Below are 25223 nucleotides of genomic sequence, written 5' to 3' on the forward strand. Positions count from 1 at the left end.
GAGATGGGCAAGGCATGTCATTTTTCCGCATGGCGGCTCCTTACTGCATGCCGTCTCATCGAACTACCCTCGTTGGCACAGACTCATCATAAGGGTTGCATAGATCAACAGTCATATTGCTAAAGAGGAATGTGCTTATAATACCTATAATCTCAAAGAAAAAAAATGCACTTTACTTTTCATCACACATCCTCTGTGTCGCGCACCACTTCCAGGATGGACGGCAGGGCGCGGATGGCCTCGATGAGCTGATAGAGCTGTGTAGCGTCGCGCACTTCCACGGTAAAGCGCAGCTTGGCGCGGCCGTCCACCATATTGTCCATGTTCAGGCCGGTGATGTTCACATTGTTTTTGGCCAGGACCTGGGCCACTTCCGCCAGCACGCCCTGCACGTTCCTGGCAATGATGAAAATGCCGGCTTCGTAGGGTTTTTCCTCCGCGCCGTCCCAGTGCACGGAGATCAGGCGCTCCGGCTCCATATTGGCCACATTGGGGCAGTCCGCCCGGTGCACGCTGACGCCCATGCCCCGGCTGATATAGCCGATGATGGGGTCGCCCGGCACAGGGTTACAGCATTTGGCGAAGCGCATCAACACGCCGTCCACGCCGGAAATGCCCACGCCCTCGGTCTTGCGGACGGCCTCTTCCTTGCTCTCCTTGACGCTGGGGGCTGCGGGCGCGGCCGGGGCGGCCTCATTGGGGTGGAGCACGGCATAGAGGCGGTTCAAAATCTTGCGCGGAGTCAGGTGGGCGTAACCCACGGCGGCGATCAGGTCGTCCACGCTTTCGAAATTCATTTCCTGGGCCACCAAGGCCAGATGACCTTCCTTGAGGGCCTTGCCCACATTGAGGCTGACCTTGCGACCTTCTTTCTCCAGCATGTCGCGGCCCAGGGCCACGGCGTGAGCCCGCTCCTCGGTGCGCAAATAGCGCTGAATACGGCTGCGGGCTTTGGCGGTCTTGACCAGCTTGAGCCAGTCCCGATTGGGATTACGCGCCGGGTCCGTGACGATTTCCACGATATCGCCGTTTTTCAGCTCCGTGCTCAGAGGCATGAGCCGCCCGTTGACCTTGGCCCCGGCGCAGTGCTGGCCCACCTTGGTGTGGATCAGAAAGGCGAAATCCAGAGGCGTAGCCCCCTCGGGCAGCTCCTTGACGTCCCCGGCCGGGGTGTAGACATAGACCTCGTCCTTGAAGAGGTCCATTTTCAACGCGTGCATGAATTCGCGCGAATCCGTCTCGTCGCCCTGGCGTTCAAAAATTTCCCGCAGCCAGGAGAACTGCTCCAGATCCTTGCTGTTGACCCGGCCCTTTTCCTTGTACAGCCAGTGCGCGGCCACGCCGTGCTCGGCCTGGCGGTGCATGTCCTCGGTGCGGATCTGAATTTCGATGCGTTCGCCCTCGGGCCCTATGACCGTGGTGTGCAGGCTCTGGTAGCCGTTGGCCTTGGGCATGGAAATATAGTCTTTGAAGCGCCCGTGCACGGGCCGCCACTGCGAGTGCACCAGGCCGAGCACCGCGTAGCAATCCTTGATGTCCTTGACCAGCACGCGGAAGGCCATGATATCGTGCATTTCATCCAGGGTCAGGGATTGGGACTGCATTTTCTTGTAAATACTGTACTTGTGCTTGATGCGGCCGTAGACTTGGCCCTGAATATGGTTGGAAGCCAGCAGATCCAGGATCAGCCCCACCACCTTGTCGATGATGTGCTTTTCCACCACCTGATGCTTGTCCAGCCAGTGGTCGATCTGGTTGAAGACATCCGGCCGCAGATATTTGAAGCTCAGATCCTCCAGGTTGCGCTTGAGCATATAGAGGCCCAGGCGGTTGGCCAAGGGCGCGTAGATGTCCATGGTTTCCTGGGCGATGCGCTTCTGCTTGTGGGCTTTCTGGAAATCCAGGGTGCTCATATTGTGCTGGCGGTCGGCCAGCTTGACCATCAGCACGCGCATGTCATGGCTCATGGCCAGGATCATCTTGCGGATATTCTCGGCCTGGGCTTCCTCCTTGTTTTCAAACGGGATCATGCTGATCTTGGTGACCCCGTCCACAATGTCGGCCACTTCCTCGCCGAAATTCTCGTCTATCTCCTCAATGGTGGCCTTGGTGTCCTCCACGGTGTCATGCAGCAGGCCCGCAGCCACCGTAGGCTCGTCAAAGCCCATTTCCGCCAGGGTGTCGGCCACGGCCAGGGGATGGGAGAGGTAGGGCTCGCCGGAAAGGCGTGTCTGCCCGGCGTGGGCCGTGGCGGCGAACACATAGGCCTTCTGGATCAGCTCCAGATCTGCGTTCTGGTTGTTGGCCGCCACTTTGTCGAGAATTTCCTGAATGCGGATCATGGGTCAGCCCTGCCAAGCTGTGAAAAGTGAGCGGGATGAGACACTTTTTTGACTATGTTCCGACAAGAGCGGCCTTGTCAACGGCGTAAAAGCCCCGGCTGAGCACGGCCCGCCCGTCAGGCCTCGCGGTCGCGGACAGCCCGCCGCAAACCGCCTGCCGGACGCCCCTACTCCACCACCTCATAGCGCTGCAAGGCCTTGGGCACCCACCACTTGTCGAAATTGTACATGATTCCGGCCAAAGCCGGTTTGATGCCCATGAAGCGCCGCTGCACCACGGGCAGGGCGTAAGGTACGAACAAAAAGCAGTAGGGCTGGTCATCGGCCAGGATTTCCTGGACCCGCGCGTACAGCCGCGTGCGCACGGCCTGGTCCGGCGTGGAGCGCGCCTCTTCCAGCAGGCGGTCCAGCTCCGGATTCTTGTAGTGGGTGAAATTCAGGCCGCCGTCATGGGCTTGCGAGGAATGCCAGACCTGAAAGATGTCCGGGTCCTGGGTAATGGTCCAGCCCAGAATCACGGCGTCGAAACGGCCCTTGTTCACGAATTCTCGGATAAAGGCCGCCCACTCCACAGTGCGGATGCGCACGTCGATGCCCACGGCCCGGAGTTGGGACTGGATCACCGTGGCCGTGAGAATACGCTGCTCATTGCCCTGATTGGTCAGAATGGTGAAGGCCAGGGGCCTGCCGTCCTTGGTCAGCACGCCGTCGCCGCCCGTATCCCTGAAACCGGCCTCGGCCAGCAGGGCGCGGGCCGCCGCCACATTCTGCGCTACGGGCTTGAGCGTGGGATGATAGGCCCAGGAGCCGGGCTTGAACGGCCCGAAGGCGGGCACGCCCTGCCCCAGCAATACGCCCTTGACGATCTCATCGCGGTTGATGGCCATGGATATGGCCCGGCGCACCCGCACATCCTTAAAGAAAGGATGCTCCAGGTTGAAGCCCAGAAAAACATAGACCGAGGCCAGATAGCGGTATTTGTGAAACTGCTCCTCCCAGAGCGGGCCGGAGGTCTGGCGCAGATACTGCAGGGGGCTCAGGTCCATGACGTCCAGGCGTCCCGCGCGGGTTTCCATGAACATGGTGGCGCTGTCCGGAATAATCCGGTAGACCACTTCGCTGATGTGGGGCTTGCCGTCGAAATAGGTGGGCGAGGCCGTGAGCGTGATGCGGCTGCCCGGCTCCCAGGATTTCAGGCGATAGGGCCCGGCTCCCACGGGTTTGCGGGCAAAGGGGGTTTCACGGATGTTCTGCCCTTCCAGAATGTGTTTGGGCAGAATGGGGCTCATCCAGGAGGAAACGGCCCTGGCGAAGAACTGCTCGTAACGCGCCTCAAACGTATAGCGGTCCAGCACGCGCAATTCCTTGATCCGCAGAAAATCCTCGGCATAGGGGCTGCCCGTGGCCGGATCAATGACCAGCTTATAGGTAAAGGCCACGTCCTCGGCGGTGAGTTCCTGCCCGTCCTCCCACAGAATGCCCTTGCGCAGGGTGAAGCGCATCAGCCGTCCGCCCTCCTCCATGCTCCAGGATTCGGCGGCCCAGGGCTCGGGCTGCAAATCCTTGTTGTAGCGCAACGGTGCCACATAGAGCATGTCGGCCACTTCATGCGAGGCCGAATCCGAGGTCAGGTAGGGGATCAGATTGGAGGCCTCGCCGATGCTGCCGAAGAGAATGCGGTCGCCGTAGGCCGGGGATTCGCCCTTGCCGAAAGACGAAACATGGGGCGCGTCCTCCATCGGCATGTCCTGCGAAGGGTCTTCCGCCACTGTTGCGGAACGGGCCGCCGACGGATTGAGGGCCGCCAGCCAGGGCAACATCATGACCATCGCGGTCAGGAATATTTTTTTCATAATTTGCGCGCTTGCGGTTGCTTTCATCCTGTAACCTGTGCTAGTTGTCACAAATGTCAGAACAGCGCCCTGCGTCAGGCGGCTCCGGGGGGAACGCCCGGCGCGGGACTATCTTGAGGGATGCATGAGCCGATCAGAACAAAGCGTCGTCCGTGAAATGTGTCAGGCGTTTTTGCACGACAGCGTGCCGGAATATATCCGTGACGCCGCCTACTATATCCTGTCCGAAGGCGGGGTGCAAAAAATAAATATTCAGGAAGGCGAGACCTGGGACGTGCAGGGCGTGATCCAGGGGGAAGATCTCCAGGTCTATACGCCGAGCCTGAGTTTCACCATCACGGACCGCAGCACGCGCCACCAGTGCAACTGCTCGGACGCCTTCACCGGCATCTGCCGGCATGTGGCGGCTCTGGCCCTGCGCCTCATTGAAGAGCTGCGCAAGGAACAGGGCGACCCCGAGGAAACCCCCTCGCCCACCACGGACTGGAAGCAGAGCTTCCGGAATTTCTTCTCCACGGACATGGAACCCGAGCCGGGCCGCCATTACCTGATCTTCCGCTTCGCGCCGGAGCAGGGGCGGCTGCTGGTCTCCTTTTTCCGGGGCAGGCAGAACAAATCCGGGCTGTCCAGCGTGCACAACGAAGTGACCCTGGAGCAGATCATCCAGAACCCGGACTGGTGCGAATTTTCGCCCCAGCTGCCGCATGTGGCCCGCCAGATCGGCCAGCACCTCGACTATTACGGCCATCGGGTGGAGATCCCCGACGGCCTGACCTCCTGGTTTTTCTGGTCCGTGCGCAAGGAATATTACCTGCTCTGGAAGGATACGGACAAACCCTGCCGCATCGAAAGCACGCCCTTCGCCCTCAAGCTCAAGCCCAATCTGGACGATGCGGGTTTCAGCTTTGAAGTGCTGCTGAAACGCGAAGGCCGCCCGCCTCTGCCCATCCGCGCGGGCAATTCCGCCGGGCAGGGCGTCTCCGGGCAAGCCAACCTGGAGGACGCGCCCATCACCTTTCACGGCCAGATGCCGCTCTGGGTCTGCTACCAGCACAATTTCTACCCCGTGCAGACCGGGCTTTACCCGTCCCTGGTGCGCAACCTGATTTACGAGCGCCCGGTGGTGCCGCATGAGGAAATCTCGGAATTCCTGGACCGCGTCTGGACCCGCCTGCCCGCCTCGGAACTCTACGAGCCGCAGGAATTCCTCAAGCTCATGGAGCCGGTCTTCCAGCCCGCCACCTACAATCCCAAGCTCTTTCTGGACGAGGAAGGCAGCCTGCTGACCCTGGAAATCGACAACATCTACGAAACCAAGCACGGCGAATTCACGCTCAACGGGCCCAACCCGGATTTCCAGACCGGCAGCTACAGCTATGACGGCCAGACCTGTCTGGTGCGCCGCCATCAGGATGAGGAAGCCCAGCTCATGAACGAGCTTTCCGGCATGGACTTCCAGGCCCGTTCCAGCAAACTCTGGTTTCTGGAGCCGGAGGAAGCCATTGCCTTTCTGCTCGACTCCTACCCCAAGCTGGTGGAAAGCTACCGGGTCTACGGCGAACGCGCCCTCTCGCGCTACAAGATGCGCACGGCCAAGTCCACCATCACGGCCCAGGTGACCAGCAACGAAAAAGAAAAGTGGTTTTCCCTGGACATCAGCGTGGACTACGAGGGCCAGACCCTGCCCCTGGAAAAGATCTGGAAGGCCTGGTCGCGCGGCAAACGCTATGTGCAGCTCAAGGACGGCTCCTACACAAGCCTGCCCGAAGCCTGGCTGGAAAAGCTCTCGCACAAGCTCACGGCCCTGGGCCTGGACCCCAGCAAGCCCCCGCAGCAGAAATTCAAGCAGTTCGAGGCCCCGGTGCTGGACAGCCTGCTGGAAGACCTGCCCGGCGCGGCCACAGATTCCTTCTGGAACAATCTGCGCGAGAAAATCCGCTCCTTCCGCGAGGTGCGGCCCATCGACCCGCCCAAGGGCCTCGACGCCAATCTGCGCGCCTACCAGGCGCAGGGCCTGTCTTACCTGAACTTTCTTTCGGAATACGGTTTCGGCGGCATCCTGGCCGACGAAATGGGCCTGGGCAAGACCGTGCAGACCCTGGCCTTTATCCAGTACATGGTGGAAAGCCATTACGAAGGCCCCAACCTCATCGTGGTGCCCACCTCGGTGCTGCCCAACTGGGAGCGAGAAGCGGAAAAATTCGTGCCCGGCCTCAAGCGTCTGACCATCTACGGCACGCGGCGTGAGGGCATGTTCAAGCACATCGCGGGCTCGGACCTGATCATCACCACCTACGCGCTGTTGCGGCGCGATCTGGAGGAGATGGAAAAGTACGAGTTCAACACCGTGATTCTGGACGAAGCCCAGAACATCAAAAATCCCAACACCATCACGGCCCGCGCCGTGCGCCGGATCAACGCCCGCATGCGGTTGTGCCTCTCGGGCACGCCCATTGAGAACAATCTCTTCGAGCTCTGGTCCCTGTTCGAGTTCCTGATGCCCGGCTTCCTGGGCTCGCAGCACGCCTTCCAGCGCGGCATCGTCAAGCCCATCAAGGACGGCGACGCCGAAACCCTGGACTATCTGCGCACCCGCGTGCGGCCCTTTATCCTGCGCCGCACCAAGGCCGAGGTGGCCAAAGACCTGCCGCCCAAGGTGGAAAGCGTCACCTGCTGCGCCCTGGAAGAAGCCCAGGCCGAACTCTACGCGGCCCTGGCCCGCAAGCTGCGCGCTCAAGTGCTGGCCGATGTAGACCAGAAGGGCTTGGCCAAAAGCCAGATGTCCATTCTGGACGCCCTGCTCAAGCTGCGCCAGATCTGCTGCCACCCGCGCCTGCTCAAGATGGACCTGCCCGGCTTTTCCAATAATCTGCCCTCGGGCAAGTTCGACGCCTTCAAGGACATGGTCCTGGAAATAGTGGAAGGCGGGCACAAGGTGCTGGTCTTCTCCCAGTTCGTGCAGATGCTGCAAATCATCAAGCAGTGGCTGGAATTCTCGCAGGTGCCCTTCTGCTATCTGGACGGAGCCAGCAAGGACCGCTTTGATCAGGTGGACCGCTTCAACAACAGTCCGGACATCCCCATTTTCCTGATTTCGCTCAAGGCGGGCGGCACGGGCCTGAACCTGACCTCCGCCGACTACGTGATCCACTACGACCCGTGGTGGAACCCGGCGGTGGAAAGCCAGGCCACGGACCGCACCCACCGCATCGGCCAGACCCGCCAGGTCTTTTCCTACAAGCTGATCTGCCAGAACACGGTGGAGGAAAAGATCCTCAAGCTGCAGGAAGCCAAGCGCGGCGTGGCCGAAGCCATTATTCCGGGCCAGGACACCTGGAAGTCGCTGACCAGGGAAGATCTGGAAATGCTCTTCGAAGTTTAGGAGCCGACTCTGAAAAACGCTGTCAGCAGGTCGACATTTGTAAGGTTCTCATGGGCCAAAACAGGCTGACGCTGCCCTCAGGCCGCAATGCAAAAGGCCCGTGCCGGGAATCCCGGCACGGGCCTTGTTTATACCGGACGCTGTCCGGCTGTATGTTTTTTAGCTGTTTTCCATCTGCACCTGGGTCATAGCCTGCTCGGTCTGCGCCTGCATCGTATCCACATGCACGTCCGAGCCCACGGTCACAGTCACGTCGCCGTTGGTATAGGCGTGGTAGCCGTCAGGGGCATCGTCCGCCTTGGTCCAGCCGTCGCCCAGCGACAGCGAGCTATCGTTCACAGTGATGCCGATGTTGCTCAAGGCGTCCATATTGGTCAGATTCGAAACGTCTTCGCCGCTGATGATCACTTCCACATCGGTGACGTTGGAATCAAGCTGCCCGCCCTGGAAGAGCGAATCCATATTGTCGCTGCCTACCAGGAGCACGTCCATGCCGGAACCGCCGTCAATGACGTCATTGGGGTGATACATCATGATGTCGTTGCCGTCGCCGCCGTAAAGATGGTCCACAGCCGCGTCGCCGCCGCCGTCCAGGAAGTCGTTTCCGGCTCCGCCGTAGAGGTAGTCGCTGCCCGCTCCGCCATACAGGATGTCGTCGCCCTGACCGCCGGAGAGGATGTCGTCGCCCTCGCCGCCGTGCAGGGTTTCCGCCCCTTCGCCGCCGAACAGCACCTGAGCGGCGTCGGCATGCGCGTCGCCGAGGCTGCCGCCGGCGCTGGGTGAAGGTGTGGCAAGGTTGACGTCCACATGGCCCGAGACGGGATCGTTAAGGTTGTCGGACACCGTGTAATCAAAGTGTTCGGTCAGATCATGGCCTTGGGCGTGAGCAGCGGCCAGATCCTTGAGGTTATCCGCCGAGGTATCCAGCGTATAGCTGTACTGGCCGGTATTCGCGTCAAAGTGCAGTGTGCCGAACGTCCCCTGCACGTCGCCCTGGGCGTTCATATCCGCAAAGTCATAGTGCAGCGCGTCGCCCTGCTCCTGGCCGTGAACCGGCACGTCATGCGTCGGCAGGCTGTTGTCGTGCGGGTCGGCGTTAGTGTCGTCGGACGAGATGCTGAAGTCCGCGTCCGGCACCAGGCCGGTCAGGCCCAGCACCAGGGCCGCCTGGCCGATCTGCGGAACCTTGTTGGCGCCGTCAATGGTCACATTCAGATTCTTGGACGTGGCGCTGTCATGCCCGTCGCTGACCTTGAGCTGGAAGTCCAGCTCCTTCTTGTCGCCTTCCTTCATGCCGGCCTGCACGGCGGGGTCGGCCGTGAACGTGTATGCCCAGTTGCCGTCCGTGGTTTCGGTAAAGTTGAACGTGCCCTTGCCGTCGATGGTCACGCTGTTTTCCACCACCTCGTGGGCCACACCGTCCACCACCACGTACAGGGTGTGGCTGTCGTTGGCGTCCACGTCGTGGAAGTTCAGGGAACCGGCATTATCGGCCGCCGTGGCCGTATCAATGACCGGCGCGTCGTTGGTGCCTTCAATATGCACGGTCACGGTCTTTTCCGTGGTCGCGCCTTCCGCGTCCGTCACCGTAACGGTGAAGCTGTCGGTTCTCTTTTCACCTTCGCCCAGGACTTCGGCCCGTTCGTCCAGCGTGTACTTGTAGGTCCATTGGCCGTTTTCACCCCGGACCAGTTCCACCTTGCCGTAGCCGCCGTCAGTAGCGGTGACGGCGGCCACCGTGCCGTCCACATCCTTGGCAGTGAATGAGCCGGACAACGAATCCGCGCTGTCCGCGCCGTTTTCCACCACCGGGCTGTCGGCGTTGGGCTCCAGCTCAATGGTCAGGTCCGGCGCGGTATTGGTGCCGGTAATGTCCACCTTGATATCCATACTGGTGTGATTGTCCTGACTGTCGGTTACCGTCAGGGTTACCGAGGTTTCCGTCAGACTGCCGGAAGTCAGGGCGCGCACGGCGTCGGAATCATTATTCAGGGTGAAGGTATACGTGCCTTCCTGATTGACGGTGAACGTACCGAAGTCATTGGTAATGCTGCCGTCGGCATTGAGCACCGCATTGTGCAGGGGCTTGCCGTCGTCATCCGTGGGCACCGTCAGGCCGTAGTGCAGCGCGCCGCCGGACTGATCCACGCTATCCGCGTCGTAGGCTGTGGCCTTGCCGCTGTCAGAGTTTGTCGGGTCACCCTCGCGCACGGTCAGCACCTTGTCTACGGAGAGCACCGGCGGGTCGTTCTTGCCGGTGACGTCCACCGTGATTTCCACGGTGCTGGTCTTGCCGTGTTCGTCCGTGGCCGTGATATAGAAGGTGTCCTTGCCCGGATGGTCGGCGTCCAGGCCCTGCACGGCCGGATCGGCGTTGTTCAGGGTATAGACATACTCGCCGTTCACCAGTTGCAACGTGCCGTACGTACCCTGCACCACCGTGCCGCCCTTGCCGTTCTCGGTGGTGCTGGCGGTGAAGATCAGGTTGTTCGTGCCCTCGTCGTCATGGAACAGGCCGCTCAACGCTCCGCTGTCCGTCAGGGTTCCGTCTTCGACCACGGCCAGGGTCACGTCGGTTGCCGTTACTTCCGGACCGTAGTTGGTTCCATTGATGGTGACGGTCACATCCTGCGGCTCGCTGTAGTCCTTGCCGTCGTAAGCCACCACCTGGAAGGTCTCGCTCAGATGCGTACCGGCGGTGAGATGCACGATGCCGCCGGGATAGTTCTGTACCAGGTCCTGCGGCAGCTTGTCCGTATCCAGATGGAAAGTGTACGTGCCGTCGGGGTTGATTTTAATGCTGCCGTACTCGGTTTCCAGGGAGTCGGAATAGTTGCCGTCCTGGTCAACGAAGGAATACGTCACCGATTCCGTGCCGCCGATGGGCTTGCCGTCCGCATCCAGCGCGTGGTCAATGTCCGTGGCCGTCACCGTGCCCGTGGCCGTCATGTCGCTGGTCAGGCCGCCGTGGCCCGTCTCGCCGATGGACGCATCCGTCGCGCCGGTGATGACCGGGGCGTCGTTGGTGCCGTAGATGTCGATCGTGATCTTGGCGGCCGAGCCATCGACTTCCACCACCCGGCCATCGAGCATCAGAGTGAAGTCCTCGCTGACCTTTTCGCCGTCGGCCAGACTCTGCACCAGGCCGGGCTTGCCGTCCTCGCCGTTGTACAGGGTATAGGTGTACTTGCCGGTGACCGGATCAATGATCAGATAGCCGTACTGGCCGTCCACATGGATGGCGCCACCGTCCGCGGCGCTGCTTTGGACTTGCTGGCCGTTCGCCCCCTGGATGCCGAAGACGCGGTCCGGGGCATCAGTTTCATCTTCATCATCCCACTTGGCCTTAAGCTGGCCTTCAAAGGTCGTCGTCTCCACATGATCGGGGGTGGCGCTTATATCCCTGCCGTCTTCCGAGACGGAACCGTGCAGAACGCTGCTGCCGTCAAATACCAGACTATGGCCGGGATACCCGCCGTCGCCATGATTGGGATCAGCCGGGTCAATAGTGACGGTGATGTTATGACTGTTCTCGGACATGGCCCCGTGCGGGTCCACCACCACGACCTTGGCCCCGTCGGTCAGACTTTCGCCGGTCTGCAGGGCCTTCAAGGCCTCATCCAGCGTGGAGCTTTCATTATCCAGCGTGTACTTGTAGTGGGTGGTGATGGTGCCGTCCGCCGCGGTTTCATAGGTCAGGGTAATCGTGCCGTAGTCGGTCTTGAGCTCAGTGACGGGATTGCCGTCCTCGCCCACCAGCATATAGCGGAGACCGGTCTGGTCATCCACGTCGCTCATGGCGTCCTTCGGCAGGGTGCCGGTAAAGATGACGCCCGGAGAGTCCGTGTCGGAGGTCTGGCCGTCGTCTTCAAAGACGTCCTGCTGCACCTTGCCGATGAAGGCCGACTCGTCATTCTCGCCCACGGTCAGGACCGGCTTGTCATTGGTGCCCTTGATCTCAATGGTGATTTCCCTTTCGACGGTCTTGCCGCCTTCGATCACCGCCTGGACCTTGAAGGTTTCGTACTTGGATTCGCCGTCGTTCATGGCCTGGACGAGAGCCGAGCCGTTTTCACTCAGGGTATAGGTGTAGCTGCCGTCGGAGTTGACCGTGAGCATGCCCAGCGGCTTGCCGTCGGCGCCGTCCGCGAAAACGGTCTGGCCTTCATTGCTCCAGGTCGCATGGCCCGAATCCTCGGTGTCCACGATATGATCGAGGCCGAGCTGGCCATGGATGGCCGGGGCCTGGGCGGCGTGGTTAATGTCCGCACCACTGTCTTCCTGAATGGCGGTCTCGCCGCTGACCGTGATGACCGGATTGTCCGCCGAACCGGTGACGTCGATGACCAGCTTGCCCGAGGTAGAGGCATTCTGCGGGTCGGTGACGCGGATATCGAAACTTTCCTGCTTCAGGGCATCCAGTTCCGACAACTTCTGGCCGGGGTTCAGGGATTCCAGCAATTCGGGATGGGTCAGGGTGTACTTGTACCTGCCGCCCTGGTTCAGTTCCAGCACGCCGTACTTGCCCTCCACGACCTGCACCAGCTTGCCGTCATGCTCAATGCTGAAGCTGAGATCGCCGGGGTTGTGCTCGGCATCCGGATCGTCGGCAACCAGTTGGCCGGAGATGACCGTGTTGCCGTTTTCCACCAGCCCGTCCGCCGTGATTTCGTTGCTCACCGCTCCATCGACGGTAAAATACGGCCGGTCGTTGGTGCCGTGGATGTAGAGATCCAGCTTCTGGCTGGTGACCATGTCGTCGGCATGCCGGTCGTCGCGCACGGCCAGATCGTAACCGGTCAGCTTGAGCAGCTCGCCCGCGTTGAGGGCGTTGACGGCGGCGTTGTCCGCCAGGGTAAAGGTATAGTTGCCCTCGGCGTCGATGGTCAGGGTGCCGTAGAGCTTGCCGTCCTGCATCACCTCAACGGAGCCCGCGTGGAACGTGCCGTCAGCATCCGTGAAGCCGTAGACCAGATGGTTGACGCCGTTTTCGTCCACGGGATTGTCCACCGGCGTGACTTCAAACTTGCCGCCCGCCGTCTGGGACACATTGTTGTCCACGTTGGTGTTGAACTCCACGCCCGCTTCCGTGGTCTGGATAACGTGGCAATCGGTGGAATCAAGACGGATGGCGTCGTCCTGGCCGTGGATGGTGACGGTGACTTCCTTGATGTCGAACGCGCCCTGCGAGTCCTTGACCACCACGTGGAAGGTTTCGGTGCGGGTTTCACCCGTGCGCAGCTCCTGCACGGCCTGGCTGTCATTGTCCAACGTGTACGTATACTTGCCGGTAGCGGGATCAATGCTCAATGTGCCGTAGTCGCCGGACATGCTGGAAGACATGGCGGGCGTCTGGCCCTGAGCCGTATTCTCCATATTGTTGCCCGTGATGCCGAAGGTGAAGCTCTCGCCCCTCGCGCCGCCCGAATCCGGGTCGGTCACGCTGACCGTGCCGGAGGCGGTCAATGTGCCGTCTTCCGCCACGCCCAGGTCCGGCTGGTTCACGGTCAGCTCGGGCTGGTCGTTGGTTCCCTGAATCTTGGCTTGTACCCAAGAAGAACTGGAGACTCCATGTTCGTCCGTGACCTTAAGATTCAGACGCAATTCCGGCGTATTGGAAGCGTTTAACTCTTCCCCGGCATTGAGCTCTTGGACCTTCTGAAAGCTGTCATTCAGGGCGAAACGGTATTCGCCGGTCCTGGTGTTCAGCGTGAAGGTGCCGTAATCAGTGACCAGAGTCTGCATGCCGTTAGCATCAATTTCGCTGGCCCCAGGGTTCGTGATGACGCAGGTCAACGAGTCCTGTGGCGAGTCCACATCATGGAAACCCATGACCGCCGAGGCGGACTGTATGCCGTCTGCATGCGTGTTGCCCCCATTTTCCACGCCGCTTTCCGTCACCGAGACCGCGTTGCCTGGGCCGAACGTGGGCACGTCGTTGGTTCCGGTGATCTCCACCTCGACATGCTGTTCGGAATACGCGCCGTGCTCGTCGGTCACCCGGATGGTGTAGCCGTTGCCGCCCGTGGGATCCACCTTCTGGTCTTCTTTCAGCGCCTGGGTATCCTTCGAATTGTTGTTCAGTTCGTACCAATACCTGCCCGTGTTCGGGTCGATGTGCATGGTGCCGTACTGGTCGGGAACCAAGGTAATCGGATTGCCGTAGGCGTCGTTGCCGAAACTGTAATGCAGTTCCGCGCCATGGTCGGCGTCCGCGCCCGTGGCCTGACCACCGTCAGTATTGGTATAATCGTTGCTGGAATTCGCGCCCTTTTCGGTCACTTCCAGCCTGGTGTTGTCCACGCCCAAGGTGGGCTGGTCGTTGGTGCCCTCAACGGTCACGCCCAGCATGTGATGGCCCTGCGCGCCGTATTGGTCCGTCACCGTCGTGGTAAAGTGGAAGTCAAACTTTTCGCCCTGGGCCAGATGATTGGCGGCTTCGGCATTCAGGACAAAGGTGTAGTGCCCGGTCACGGTGTCCAGGGTCAGGGTGCCGTAGTTGGTTTCGATGGTCTGGATGGCATGCCCGGTCTCCGGGTCAGTGGACATGGCGCTGCTGTTGATGAGCAGGGATTCCGTGACCGGATTGCCGTCGGCATCGACAACAGGCTGGGCCTTCTCGCCGGAGCCGGTATACATATTGACTGTAATGCCGGACTCGTTGATGCCGCCTTCCCTGCCGCTGCCGTTCACGTCGATGCCGTAGGTCAGCCGGGCGTCATTGTCCCGGTCACTGCCCTGCAGAGTGCCTTCCACCTCGACGCGATGGTGATTAGAAGAGACGTCACCGTTGTCCTGGCCGTCGGGCGTGGTGGATTCGTTGCCGCCCGGGGCCACGCCGTCCTCGCGCACATGCACATCGCTCTCGATGATGGTCGGCGCCTCGTTGGTGCCTTCAATGCAGATGGTCAGGCTGCTGTTGCCGGTCAGTTCGCCGTCCGAGGCGCTGACATCAAAGGTCAGGTTCCACTTGTCGCCCTGGCCCATGGCGTCCACAAAGCCGCCCGCGTCGGTATTGAGCTCAAAACTGTAATGGCCGTCGGCGTCCAGCGTAAAAGTGCCCGCTTCGGTGACGATGGTGGTCGTGCCCGCGTCGTCGGTGCTGACGCTGAGAACCTTGAGCGTCGTCGTTTCATCGGCATTGTCGGGATTGGTCAGGGTCAGCTCGCCGCCCGCGACGATGCCGGAGGTGACCACGCCGTAGGTCAGATCCGACCCTTCGTGGTCAAAGCCCTGAAGCTGTCCCTCAAAGCCGAGACGATGCTCGCCGCCGGGAATATGACCTTCACCGCCGGTATAATCCTTGGTGGCGCTATTGGCTGACGCGGCGTCTTCACCGAACACGCCCATATCCTTGACGTGCTCGGTCACGGCCGTGATGACGGGCACGTCGTTGGCGCCCTTGATGGTGATGTCCAGCGGGACTTCAGCATGCGCGCCGTGTTCATCCGTAACCACCACGGTCACGCGCTGGGTCACGTCGTCGCCGTCGCCGCTGAGCTTCTGAACGGCTTCGCTGTTCTTGTCCAGGGTATAGGTGTATTCGCCGGTATCCGGATCAATGGTCAGGGTGCCGTATTCGTCCGTAATGCTGGTAATGGGATTGCCGTCGCCGTCCGTGCCGAAGCTGTAGTGCAGGTCATGGCCCGCGTCCGGGTCGTCGCCCAGGGCCGTGCCGCCGTCGGCGATGGCGCCTTCCGCCGCGTTCGCGCCGTCGTCGGTGACGGTAAGGTGGTCCTTGCCCAGTTCCAGAGTGGGCACGTCATTGCTGCCCACCACGTTCACGGTCACGGTCGTGGTGGCCGTGCCGCCTCGCCCGTCGCTGACCTGGACGGTGAAGTTTTCGTTCACCACATCGCCCTCGGCCAGGCCGTTGGCGTTTTCGTTGTTCAGCACATAGGTGTAGGAGCCGTCGGGATTGATGGTGATAACGCCGTATTCCGTGGTGATGCTGGTAACCAGGCTGCCGTCGGGAGCCACGAAAGCAAAATGCAGCGCGTCGCCGTCGGGATCATAGGCATTGACCTGGCCGCTCGCCGTGGGAACGCCCTCCTTGGCATCGTTGCCGCCCACAAATACACCGGCTTCCACCACGCTCACCGTGCCGCTGATGGAAATCACGGGCGCGGCGTTGGTCTCCCCGGCGTCCGGGCTGACCACGCCCAGGGCGTCCACGTCCTCGGTATAGGGCCGGTCCAGGTTCATGCCCCAGTCCAGCTCGTTCAAATGGTTGATGCCGTCGAGCAGGTCGCTGTTGCCCAAGTCGCTATAGCGGGCGGCGCGGGCGGCGGCTCCCGCCGCCGGACCGGCGGCGGGCATCAGGTCTGGACCGAAGGCGCTGAAAAAGTCCGCCCCGGCCACCAGGGTGCCGTCCACTTCAAAGTCCGGCATGCTTTCCTGGGAATACTGGGTGTAGAAATTGGTAAGCTGAATGCTGGAGCCGTCGTCAAAACTGAAGACGAGGTTGTCTCCCGCGCGCTCCATGGTAGCCTGATCCGTGGGGAATTGCAGGACCAGGCGGGAATCGGCCACACTTTCCAGAACTGTATGCTGTCCCGCTTGCGGACGGGTAAGGATGATATCTGCCATTGTATTTGCCTCGTTGGTTCGCGGGGAAAGGCCCTGGGGCCGTCCCGTCAGTGTTTGGCGATTTGTTCCAGGATGCAAAACGCGCGCCGTCGGAAAACCGGCACCGCCGCGTCCGCGCAAAAAATGCGGAGCGCAACGGCATCAGCGCCGCGCAATCGGTACAGGGAACCGGCAGAAAGAGAGGGAAAACATCCGCGCCACGGCCGAAACGCGCCTGAAAAGCGCGCCCGGCGCGGGAAGAGCGGCGGACAATTTCATTGAGGTCGCAAATACGCGATCACTACGGCAACGCAGTGCCGGCAGGAACGGTGTGTTGCGGGAATCTCTTTAAGAGGCGTAAGGAGTACGCCCGGGAAGGCTGAACGGGCGAGCCTTCGGGACAGCTCGCGCTATGGCTGGAGACACGTTTTTGGCGTATATGCTTTCACCATGCACTTTCTTAATAGGCAGCCCGCGCGGTTCTGTCAAGAGGAAAACCGCGCGGGGCACCGGATTACAGCCGGATCAGGGCCTTCTGGCATTTTCAGCGGCGAAATGCTCCGGGGACTGTTTCCGAATCAAGGAATCTTCCCTTTCAGCCAGGAAAGCAAGCATGTTGCGAAAGGCATATGCCCCAACGGCACGCGACAGGAGCAAAAAGCGCGATTTGTTTCAGCCGTTGGCGGCTATGCCGCCTTACGGATAAAGACAGCATCGATGACAGCGCCGCAAGGCAAAAAAACATGAAAATACATCCCGGCGGCACACGGACTGATATCAGGCCAGCAACGCCCGCGCATCGGCCACGCGGGCCTCATCCTCACGGCCCAACGCGCGCAGGGCGCGGGCCAGGGTCTGCCAGGCTTCCGGCCGGTCGTGCAGGCCCGCGCTCTTGCGCGCCAGCAGCTCGGCCATGGCCGGGTCTTCATTGCCGTCCAGATAGATTTTAGCCAACAACAACATGGCCGCCGCGTCATTGGGATTGCGCAGCAGGGCTTCGTGCAGGAGCTCCCGCGCCTCGCCGCCCCGTTTCTGGCGCGCGGCCACCCGGGCCAGATGCCGACGGGCCGGACTCGGCATGCCGGGCCGGGCATCCTCAATGGCGGCGGCCCGCTCGTAAAAGCGTCGCGCCTCGCCGCGTCGGCCGCCCTGCTCGCAGAGCTGGCCCAGGCGGATATGGGCAAAGAGATGGTCCGGCGCAATTTTGACGCATTGGCGGTAATATCGGGCGGCGGCGCGCCGTTCGCCCAGGGTCTGGCACACCGTGCCCAGATTGTAGCAGATCTGCGCGGCGCGGGTCTCGTCCGGGCTGTGTTTGAGAGCTTCCAGGAAATGGCGGCGCGCTTCATGCTGGCGGCCCAGGGCTGCCATGCACACGCCCAGTGAGTTCCAGGCCATGGCGTTGCCCTCGTCAGCCAGCAGAGCCAGTTTGTATTCCTCCACCGCGCCGAAGACGTCGCCCAGGCTGTAACGCCTGTCCGCGCTGATGTTCAGGGCCAGGGAATTGCAAAGGCCCGCCCTGGGCTCGGGCAGGAGCAGCGCGTATTCCAGAGCCTTGAGCGCGCAATCCTGCATTTCCGCCTTGCGGAACTGCAAAAAAGGATATCCGGCCAGTCCGGCGGCCGTCGCCAGACCGTGCTTTTTCAAACCTTCGCAGAGCTGGGCATACACAGGCAGCAGATCCTCAGCCGCGCGGCCGGGATGAAAGAAAATCAGGCTGTTGCTGCCGTAGCGCCCGCCAAAGGGCTCGGCACGCCCGGCGTCTTCCGCCGCCGTGGCCCGGACCGGCGCGAGCAGGGCCCGCCAGAGCTCCAGCGCCTTGCGCATGCCGCGTTCGGGCTCACTACCGGCGCGCGCGCCGCTGGGAGCCAGGCGCGCGATGACCAAGGCAAAACGCGCGCATTGCTCCCGCTCACGCGCGAATCTTTTCAAAAAGTCGCCGTGACCGTGTAAATCGCCCTGCGCGCCCTGCTCTTCCGGCTCCGTTGCGGCACGGGACGGGGCGTCCGCCGACGCATTCTTCTCCGGCGCGGCAGGCTGTGCCGGGGCCATGGCGGCCTGCTCCGTCCGGGGTTCGCTGCCCGGCGTTTTTTCCTCAGAGCCAAGGCCGGGAACATCCGGAATGCCTTCCAGAGCATTTTCCATATCCGAAGGACTCAGAACAGGCAGTCCGTCCAGCAGGGCCAAGCTGTCGCCCGGCTCCGGAATCACGGCCGCGTCCTCCAGATGCAGGATTTCAGCCACGGCATCCAGTTCCCGGACATGCAGCAGTACGATTTCGCCTTTGTAGCAGGCCGCGTCCCGCGCGCCGCCGGACCAGACCGCGAAACGCAGACCCTCGCGGGCCTTGGTCTGCCGGCCCAGGCTGATCCGCAGACGGCCCAGAGGCAGATTTTCCAGCACCACGCCGCCGTCCTGAAGGATGCGGGCAAAGGGCATGATCCGGCTTTCGCCGCCCAGACCGGCCCCGCTCTGCCCCTGGGCGGCCACGTCGGCGGCCAGGCGGGCCCGGGCCATAAGCTGGCGGGCCTGCTCGAACATGGGCAAGACCAGTTCCGGCCCCTGCATGTCCTGGGGATAGAGCGCGTGTCCGGCGCAGAGCAGGGGGCGCACCGGCTGCCGGGTCAGGGGACCGGGCAGGCTCACGGCTTCCATGCGGCCCAGAACGGCGCGGGCCAGCTTGTGGCAGGCCCCGCGTCCGCTGGCGGACAACAGCAGAGCAAACTCGTACCGGCCCACGCGCGCGGCCAGCACATCCGAAGGCAGACCGGCGCGGCAGGCCTCGGCCATATGCCGCAGAAATTTTTCACTGAAGGCAAAACCGATCTGGCGGGCCATCTCCTCGCCGTTGCGCAGACGCAGCACCACAAGTCCCATGCACAGGCGGTGCAGGGGCGCGGGCCTGCCGTCGGGCTGGGCCGGATCATCCAGGTGAGCGCGCACCCGCGCGGCCTCATCTTCCATGCGCGCATACAGGGCGTCTTCCGTCGCCAGGCCGGTAACCGCGTCCGTGCGCGCGGCCCTGGAACGGGCCAGATTTTCCAGGCAGAGCGCGACCACGGACGGCAGCGCGGGCAGAAGCGGCCGTACTTCGCGCGCGCGTACTCCGTGAAGCATGAGCACGCCCAGCAATTCCTCCCGCCAGACCAGCGGCAGCAGAAGACGACGCTCGCGCGGCAAAAACTGCGGCGCGTCCGGCGGGTTTTGGGTGGGAAAATACAGGGCGTGCCCGTTGAATGTAAAAAAGGCGGCCAAGCCGCTGCACAACAGGCCTTCCATGTCCATCAGATCGCCGCGCGCGAGATTCAGGTCCTGCGGAATTTGCTTCATTTTTTCAGTGTAGTCCGGGGGGTGGCCGATTGTCTAGAGAATATCTTGAAACCCTCGCCTCCCGCCGGGCCGCGCTCCCGCATTCCCCCCGCTGTTCCTCCCGTTGTTCCGCCTCTTGCCCGCGTTGCCCCCGTGGTATAGCATTGCGGCCATACTATATTATTTTGCAGAGGACATCACATGCCTGTAGCCACCTTCCCTCTGGGGCCCTTGCAGACCAACAGTTACCTTATCCACAACGCCGGTCAGGCCGTGGCTGTGGATGTGGGCGGCGAGCCCGCGCCCATGCTTGAATATCTGACGGAACACAAACTTGCCCTGGCCGCTATCTGCCTCACCCACCGGCATTTCGACCACCTCTACGGCGTGGCCGAACTGGCCGGAGCCACCAAGGCAGTGGTTTACGCCCCCACGGGCGACGACAGCTTGGCCGAGACCGAATCCGGCAAGGGCGGCATCTGGGGCTTCCCGCCGGTGCCGCCTTTCGACAGCCTGCCCATGCCCACGGGATCGGCCAGCTTCGGCGGCATGGAGTGCCGGGTGCTTGAGACGCCGGGCCACACGCCGGGCGGGGTATCCCTGTACTTCCCGGCGGAAAAGCTGGTCTTTACCGGCGACGCCCTCTTTTACCGCTCCATGGGCCGCACGGACTTCCCCGGCGGCGACCAGGCCACCCTGCTGCGCTCCATCAAGGATGTGCTTTTCACCCTGCCGGAAGACACCACTGTCTATCCGGGCCATGGCCCGGCCACCAGCATCGGCGACGAACGCAAAAACAATCCCTTCTGCGGCGAGTTCCGGGCGTGAACCAGATTCTGGCGCTCCTGTGCAGCCCCCGGCCCGGCGGCGTTTCCGACAGCTTGGCCCGCCTTTTTGCCGAAGGCGCGGCCGAGGCCGGGGTCGAAGCACGCCTTGAGCCTTTGCGCCGATACAAAATCGCGCCCTGTATCGGCTGCGGGGCCTGCGCCAGGCTGCCCCATGCCTGCGTGCTGGCCAGGGGCGACGATCAGGCCGAGGAACTCTTTGCCCTGTTCCAGGCCGCACCCCTGGTGCTGCTGGCCGCACCCATCTATTTTTACGCTCTACCCGCTTTTTTCAAAGGCTTCATCGACCGGAGCCAACGCTTCTGGGCCGCGCGGGCCTATGATCACGGCCCCAGGGCCGGGCTGCCCCGCCCCCCGGTCAAACCGGTGCTGGCGGCTTTGTCGGCCGGCAGGCCGCGCGGCGGGCAGTTGTTCACGGGCGCGCTGCTGACCCTCAAATATTTTCTGGCTCCGCAGGACGCCCGAATTCAGGAAAAACGCCTGCTGCGCGGCCTGGACACGCCGGAAGACCTGGCGGCACGCCCGGCTGTCTGTGACGCGTTGCGCGCCTGGGGCCGTCACTGGGCGCAACGGCTCGAAGCCCGGACAGATGACGGGCAAAGTGCGTGATTCCCGGTTTTCTGCGGCGCTGGTGCCGGGCCCTCGGGCTGAGCCAGACCCGTTGCGCGCATTGCCTGCGCCCCTTCTCGCCCCTTGAAACCGCTTCCGGCGCAAGCCCGGCCACCGGCCCCGGCGGGGCCGCCGCGCCGCTCTGCCCGGAATGCTGTTTGCTTTTCCTGCCGTATAACGGCCCACGCTGCCCCCGTTGCGGTCTGCCCCCGGTGGAGATAGGGACGGACAAACAGACGGCGGATGCGTCGTCCCGGCCCGCCCCGCTCAGCCGTTGCGGCCAATGTCTCCAGGAAGAGCCGCCCTGGGACGGCCTGGCCTGTTACGGCCTTTACGAAGGCGCGTTGCGCGACGCCCTGCTGCGGTTGAAATTCGGGGGCGAACTTTCCCTGGCCCCGCTGCTCGGGGCCTGCCTGCTGGAAGCCTCCCGCTGCCTGCCCCGCCCCGACGCCTTGCTGGCCGTGCCGCAGCATCCGGCCCACCTGCGCCGCCGGGGCTTCAACCAGGCCCACGAGCTGGCCAAGGCCCTGCACCGCCTGACGGGCCTGCCCCTGCGCCCGGAGCTGTTGCACCGCGTCAAACCCGCGCCTCCCCAAGCCGGACTTGCCGCCGCCCAACGACGCCGCAACGTGCGGCGCGCTTTTCAGGCCGCGCCCGATGCCGCAAACCTGTGCCTCTGGCTCATTGACGACGTGATGACCACGGGCAGCACCCTGGCCGAGGCCTGCCGGGCCCTGCGCGCGGCCGGGGCACGGGAGACACGCGTGCTTTTCGTGGCCCGGACGCCCCGGCGGGACTAGCGGCTGTATCTAAGAGCAGTTTGCGCTTGAAATTATCGCTTAACGGCGCAGTAAATCCGGCTTGCGATAATTTCGCGGTGCGGATTTTCAATATCAAAACGCTCTAAAATGCGGCTTGCGACCCCACAGCGCGCATGACAACGCCCCACCCTTTTGCTAAGCTGAACCGGGCGCGGCAATAGTTGCTTTCAGTGCCTGAAAGCCGTGTTTCACACGGCAACGGGCAGTTCCGCGGAACACCTTTCTCGGGACGCCGCAGCCCATTTCTGAGTTCTGGTCGCGTTGACAAGCTCAACGCTTTCACCCTTGCCGCGTGAAGATGCAAACGCGGCCCTACAATGCCCTTCTGATGCCGCCGGGAGATCCCATGTCACGCGCCTTTTTCTTCACGCCCCGCGTATTTTTTCGGCCGCTTCCGGCCTGCCTGTGGCTGCTTGTGCCGCTGTGCTGTCTCACAATCGCCCATCCCGCAGCCGCCCAGGTGACGTTGCTGGTGCCGAGCCAACCCAGCATTGAAGCTCCGGCCAAGCCGGACACCCCGGATAAATCGGATAAAACGGCCAGGGCGGACAAAACGGACAAGACCGAAAAAGAGACTTCCCAGGCCAAGGGCAAGGAAGAACAGAAAAAAAATACTGCGGAGCAGAAAATCGCCCAGACTCCGCCCAGTCCCGCAGCAGAGGCCGCTCCGGCTCCAAAGCCGCAAAACAATGAGACCACGGCGAGCCAACAGACCGACGGGCGCTCTCCGGCGGCGCCCGCTGCCGCCGCTACGACGGAAACCAATGGGCAGGACGCCGCTGTTTCCGGCGGAGCAGCCAAGCCCGAGCCTCCCCAGGCCCCGCCCATCTCCGAGGAAGTGGACGTGCTCATCAGCATGATGCGCCCCTTCCGGCACGAGGGCCTGTCCATGGATATGCCGCAGCTCTTCGCGGTGCTGCGCTACGACGACAACACGCCCGCCAAGGACGGCGTCCTCCAGCCCGAACGGCACGACCTGCTGGGCGATGTGGAGGAAATCCGCTATCTGGACCAGAAGGCCTGGGGCGCCAATGTGGCTCTGAGCCGCCCGGGTCTCTATCAGTTCGTCATAGAGGCCCGCCCCTGGTGGGATGCCGCCCGCGACCGCTTTGTGCAGCATTATGTCAAGACCACCCTGCCCGTGTACGGCGTGGAACGCGGCTGGGAACTGCCCGTGGGCCAGCGCTTTGAAATCCAGCCCCTGACCCGTCCCTTTGGCCTGACGGCCCCGGCTCTCTTTTCCGGCCGCGTGCTGTTCAACGGCAAGCCCTTGGACAACGCGCCGGTGCGTATGTCCCGCATCAATACGGACAAGCAAAGCGCGCCTACGCCCTGGCAGGAAGAACTGGCGGCCCGTACCGACAAGAACGGGCAGTTCGCCTTTGTTCTCAATCAGCCCGGTTGGTGGTGCTGCGCGGCCGTTGCCGCCGGTGACCCGCTCAAAGGGCCGGACGGCCAGTCCAAGCCTCTGGAGCTGGGCGCGCTGCTCTGGCTTTATGTGGACGGCGCGTCCGCCGAGCCCCGCAAGCATTAGCATATATTTATCCGGCCACGCCCGAAAAAACCGAGAGCCGGACAGAAGTCCGGCTCTCCTTGTTTCAGCTCATTACAACAGCCGCAAGCGGCATTATTGCACCCAACGCACCACGGCCTCTTCCGGCCGACGGGTTTTGGCCCGGGGCTCCCGGACGCGGTAGCCGAAGGCCACCATGCAGGCCACACCCCAGCGGGCCGTGTCCAGCAGGTCCTCACGCGCCAGCACATCTTCCAGGTCCGTCTTGTGAAAGCCCTCAATGGGGCACGAATCCACGCCCAGCAGCGCGGCGGCGGTCATCATGTTGCCGAGGGCGATATAGCACTGGCGGGCGGCCCATTCGAAACCGGCCCGTTCATTGCCCGTCAGGGCAAAGTCCTTGTCCAGAAATTCCCGATATTTTTCCGTGCGCGGGCCGGAAATATCCTCGGAGAGATGCTGGGTATCGCGCATGATGGTGTCCTGAATATACGGGGAATCGGGGTCCAGTTCGGCGGGCTTGCGGGCCATGATGACCACAAAGTGGCTGGCCGTGGGCAGCTGGCGCTGCGCGCCCCAGCTCACGGCGCGGATTTTCTCGCGCAGGCCGTGATTCTGGACCACCAGAAACTGCCAGGGCTCAAAACCGAAAGAGCTGGGCGACAGGCGGCCGCCTTCCAGAATAGTATGAAAGTCCGCGTCGCTGATTTTCTTTTTCGGGTCGAATTCCTTGCAGGCGTGGCGGAAGTGCCAAGCCTTCATAAGCATATCTGTCATATGGGACATGGGGAATACTCCTTGCTATCGTCATTGAGCCGGGTGGATGCCGTAACGGCGTCCATACCGGTCTGATTCCGTTGTAGCGCGGCCGGGAGGCGCTGCAAAGAGGAAAATTCTCCCCGGTGTGGCGGCCTTGCTTTTTCCCCACAAATCCATATAGTATACATGATGCGCGTAGAGATGTGAAGCCGCGCCAGTCTTTAACCACCCCCGCCATGGGAGTTTTGCATGAAAGCAAGTGCCATTCTGACCGGAATATTTCTGCTTTTTTCCGCTTTTGTTCTCACCCTGCCTGAACCAGTCGACGCCGCGCGCATGGGCGGCGGTCGATCCTTCGGCGGCAAGCCCTTCATGAGCAGTCCGGCGCCCGCGCCGACCATGCGCCAGCAGACGCCCAACGCGCAACGCCAGCCCATGAACCAGGCCCAGGCCGGTCAGACCGCCGCGCAACGTCCCGGCCTGTTCGGCGGCATGGGCGGCCTGTTCGGCGGCCTGCTGGCAGGCACGCTGATCGGCTCCCTGCTCTCGGGCAACGGTTTCGGAGGCGGCGGCTTCATGGACATCATCATTATCGGCCTGCTGGTCTTCCTCGGACTCAAGCTCTTTGCCCGCTTCCGCAACCGTCAGGCGCCCGCGCCCGCAGGGGCCGGCGCGCAGGGCGCTTCGGCCATGGGCGGCCTGCACGGCGATTTGCGTGAGGACAGCGCATCATCCCAGGGCATGCGCCGCGACAACGCGGCGGCCGGTTGGGACGTCCTGCGCAACGCGCCTCAGGGCGGAGCGGGCCAGGCGCAGGCCTTTGACGCCGCGCCTAGCGTGGATGTACCCCAAGGTTTTGACGCTGACGAATTCCTGCGCGGAGCCAAAATGGCCTACAGCCGTCTGCAAAACTCGTGGGACAAACGCGATTTGGACGACATCGCCCAATTCGCCACGCCTGCCGTGCTGGACGCCGTGCGCGAGCAGCTGGAGGCCGAGCCCACCCCCAGCACCACGGAAGTGCTTTTGGTCAACGCGCAGTTGCTGGGCGTGGAAAACGACGGCGACGAACAGCGCGCCCAAGTCTTCTTTGACGTGTTGATGCGCGAAAGCCCGGATCAGCAGGCCCCGTCCTCTGTGCGCGAGGTCTGGCACTTTGTGCGCCCAATCGCGGGCGGCTCCTGGAAGCTGGACGGCATCCAGCAGGTGGACTGAGCGCCCA

General features: G+C 62.6%; 11 protein-coding genes. 6 read left to right on the forward strand and 5 right to left on the reverse strand.

What is annotated here, in order from left to right; translation table 11 throughout:
• Positions 1-182 precede the first annotated feature (182 nt).
• Together AXF13_RS08660 and AXF13_RS08665 are read right to left on the reverse strand one after the other, a co-directional pair.
• Complete coding sequence (locus tag AXF13_RS08660) at positions 183-2342, reverse strand: RelA/SpoT family protein (protein WP_062252625.1); 2160 nt, start codon at positions 2340-2342, stop codon at positions 183-185.
• Between the two features lie 167 nt (positions 2343-2509).
• Entirely contained in the window at positions 2510-4195 is a 1686-nt protein-coding gene (locus tag AXF13_RS08665; RefSeq protein ID WP_223299887.1) for a peptide-binding protein, read from the reverse strand.
• A 124-nt stretch (positions 4196-4319) separates the two neighbouring features.
• Between AXF13_RS08665 and AXF13_RS08670 the strand changes: the two genes are divergently transcribed.
• Positions 4320-7577 (forward strand): DEAD/DEAH box helicase, encoded by a 3258-nt coding sequence (locus AXF13_RS08670; protein ID WP_062252628.1) that lies wholly within the window; start codon positions 4320-4322, stop codon positions 7575-7577.
• Positions 7578-7736: 159 nt separating this feature from the next.
• Here AXF13_RS08670 and AXF13_RS08675 read toward each other — a convergent pair whose 3' ends face one another.
• Positions 7737-16166: a VCBS domain-containing protein gene (locus tag AXF13_RS08675; protein ID WP_062252630.1), complete on the reverse strand. Its 8430-nt coding sequence runs from the start codon at positions 16164-16166 to the stop codon at positions 7737-7739.
• 756 nt (positions 16167-16922) lie between these two features.
• On the reverse strand, positions 16923-19475 hold the full coding sequence (locus tag AXF13_RS08680) for a tetratricopeptide repeat protein (protein WP_062252632.1): 2553 nt from the start codon (positions 19473-19475) through the stop codon (positions 16923-16925).
• A gap of 180 nt (positions 19476-19655) precedes the next feature.
• On the opposite strand from AXF13_RS08680, the gene AXF13_RS08685 reads away from it, so the two are divergent.
• The 4 genes from AXF13_RS08685 to AXF13_RS08700 all read left to right on the forward strand — a co-directional run bounded on the left by AXF13_RS08685 (position 19656) and on the right by AXF13_RS08700 (position 23263).
• A complete protein-coding gene (locus tag AXF13_RS08685; RefSeq protein WP_062252634.1) occupies positions 19656-20282 on the forward strand; it encodes an MBL fold metallo-hydrolase in 627 nt (208 codons plus the stop codon).
• A complete protein-coding gene (locus AXF13_RS08690) occupies positions 20279-20908 on the forward strand; it encodes a flavodoxin family protein (protein WP_062252636.1) in 630 nt (209 codons plus the stop codon). The genes AXF13_RS08685 and AXF13_RS08690 overlap by 4 nt, the downstream gene beginning before the upstream one ends.
• Positions 20905-21708: a ComF family protein gene (locus tag AXF13_RS08695; RefSeq protein ID WP_062252638.1), complete on the forward strand. Its 804-nt coding sequence runs from the start codon at positions 20905-20907 to the stop codon at positions 21706-21708. Before AXF13_RS08690 ends, AXF13_RS08695 begins: the two co-directional genes overlap by 4 nt.
• A 367-nt stretch (positions 21709-22075) precedes the next feature.
• Positions 22076-23263 carry a DUF4198 domain-containing protein gene (locus AXF13_RS08700; RefSeq protein WP_062252640.1) on the forward strand — a complete coding sequence of 396 codons (1188 nt, stop codon included), beginning with the start codon at positions 22076-22078 and terminating at the stop codon, positions 23261-23263.
• Between the two features lie 93 nt (positions 23264-23356).
• On the opposite strand, the gene AXF13_RS08705 is transcribed toward AXF13_RS08700, so the two are convergent.
• Positions 23357-24028 (reverse strand): NAD(P)H-dependent oxidoreductase, encoded by a 672-nt coding sequence (locus AXF13_RS08705; RefSeq protein WP_062252642.1) that lies wholly within the window; start codon positions 24026-24028, stop codon positions 23357-23359.
• A 222-nt stretch (positions 24029-24250) separates the two neighbouring features.
• On the opposite strand from AXF13_RS08705, the gene AXF13_RS08710 reads away from it, so the two are divergent.
• Positions 24251-25216, forward strand: coding sequence for a Tim44 domain-containing protein (locus AXF13_RS08710; protein ID WP_062252644.1), 966 nt, complete (start codon positions 24251-24253; stop codon positions 25214-25216).
• The last annotated feature ends 7 nt before the right edge of the window (positions 25217-25223 follow it).

It is taken from the genome of Desulfovibrio fairfieldensis (assembly GCF_001553605.1).
Lineage (GTDB): Bacteria > Desulfobacterota > Desulfovibrionia > Desulfovibrionales > Desulfovibrionaceae > Desulfovibrio > Desulfovibrio fairfieldensis.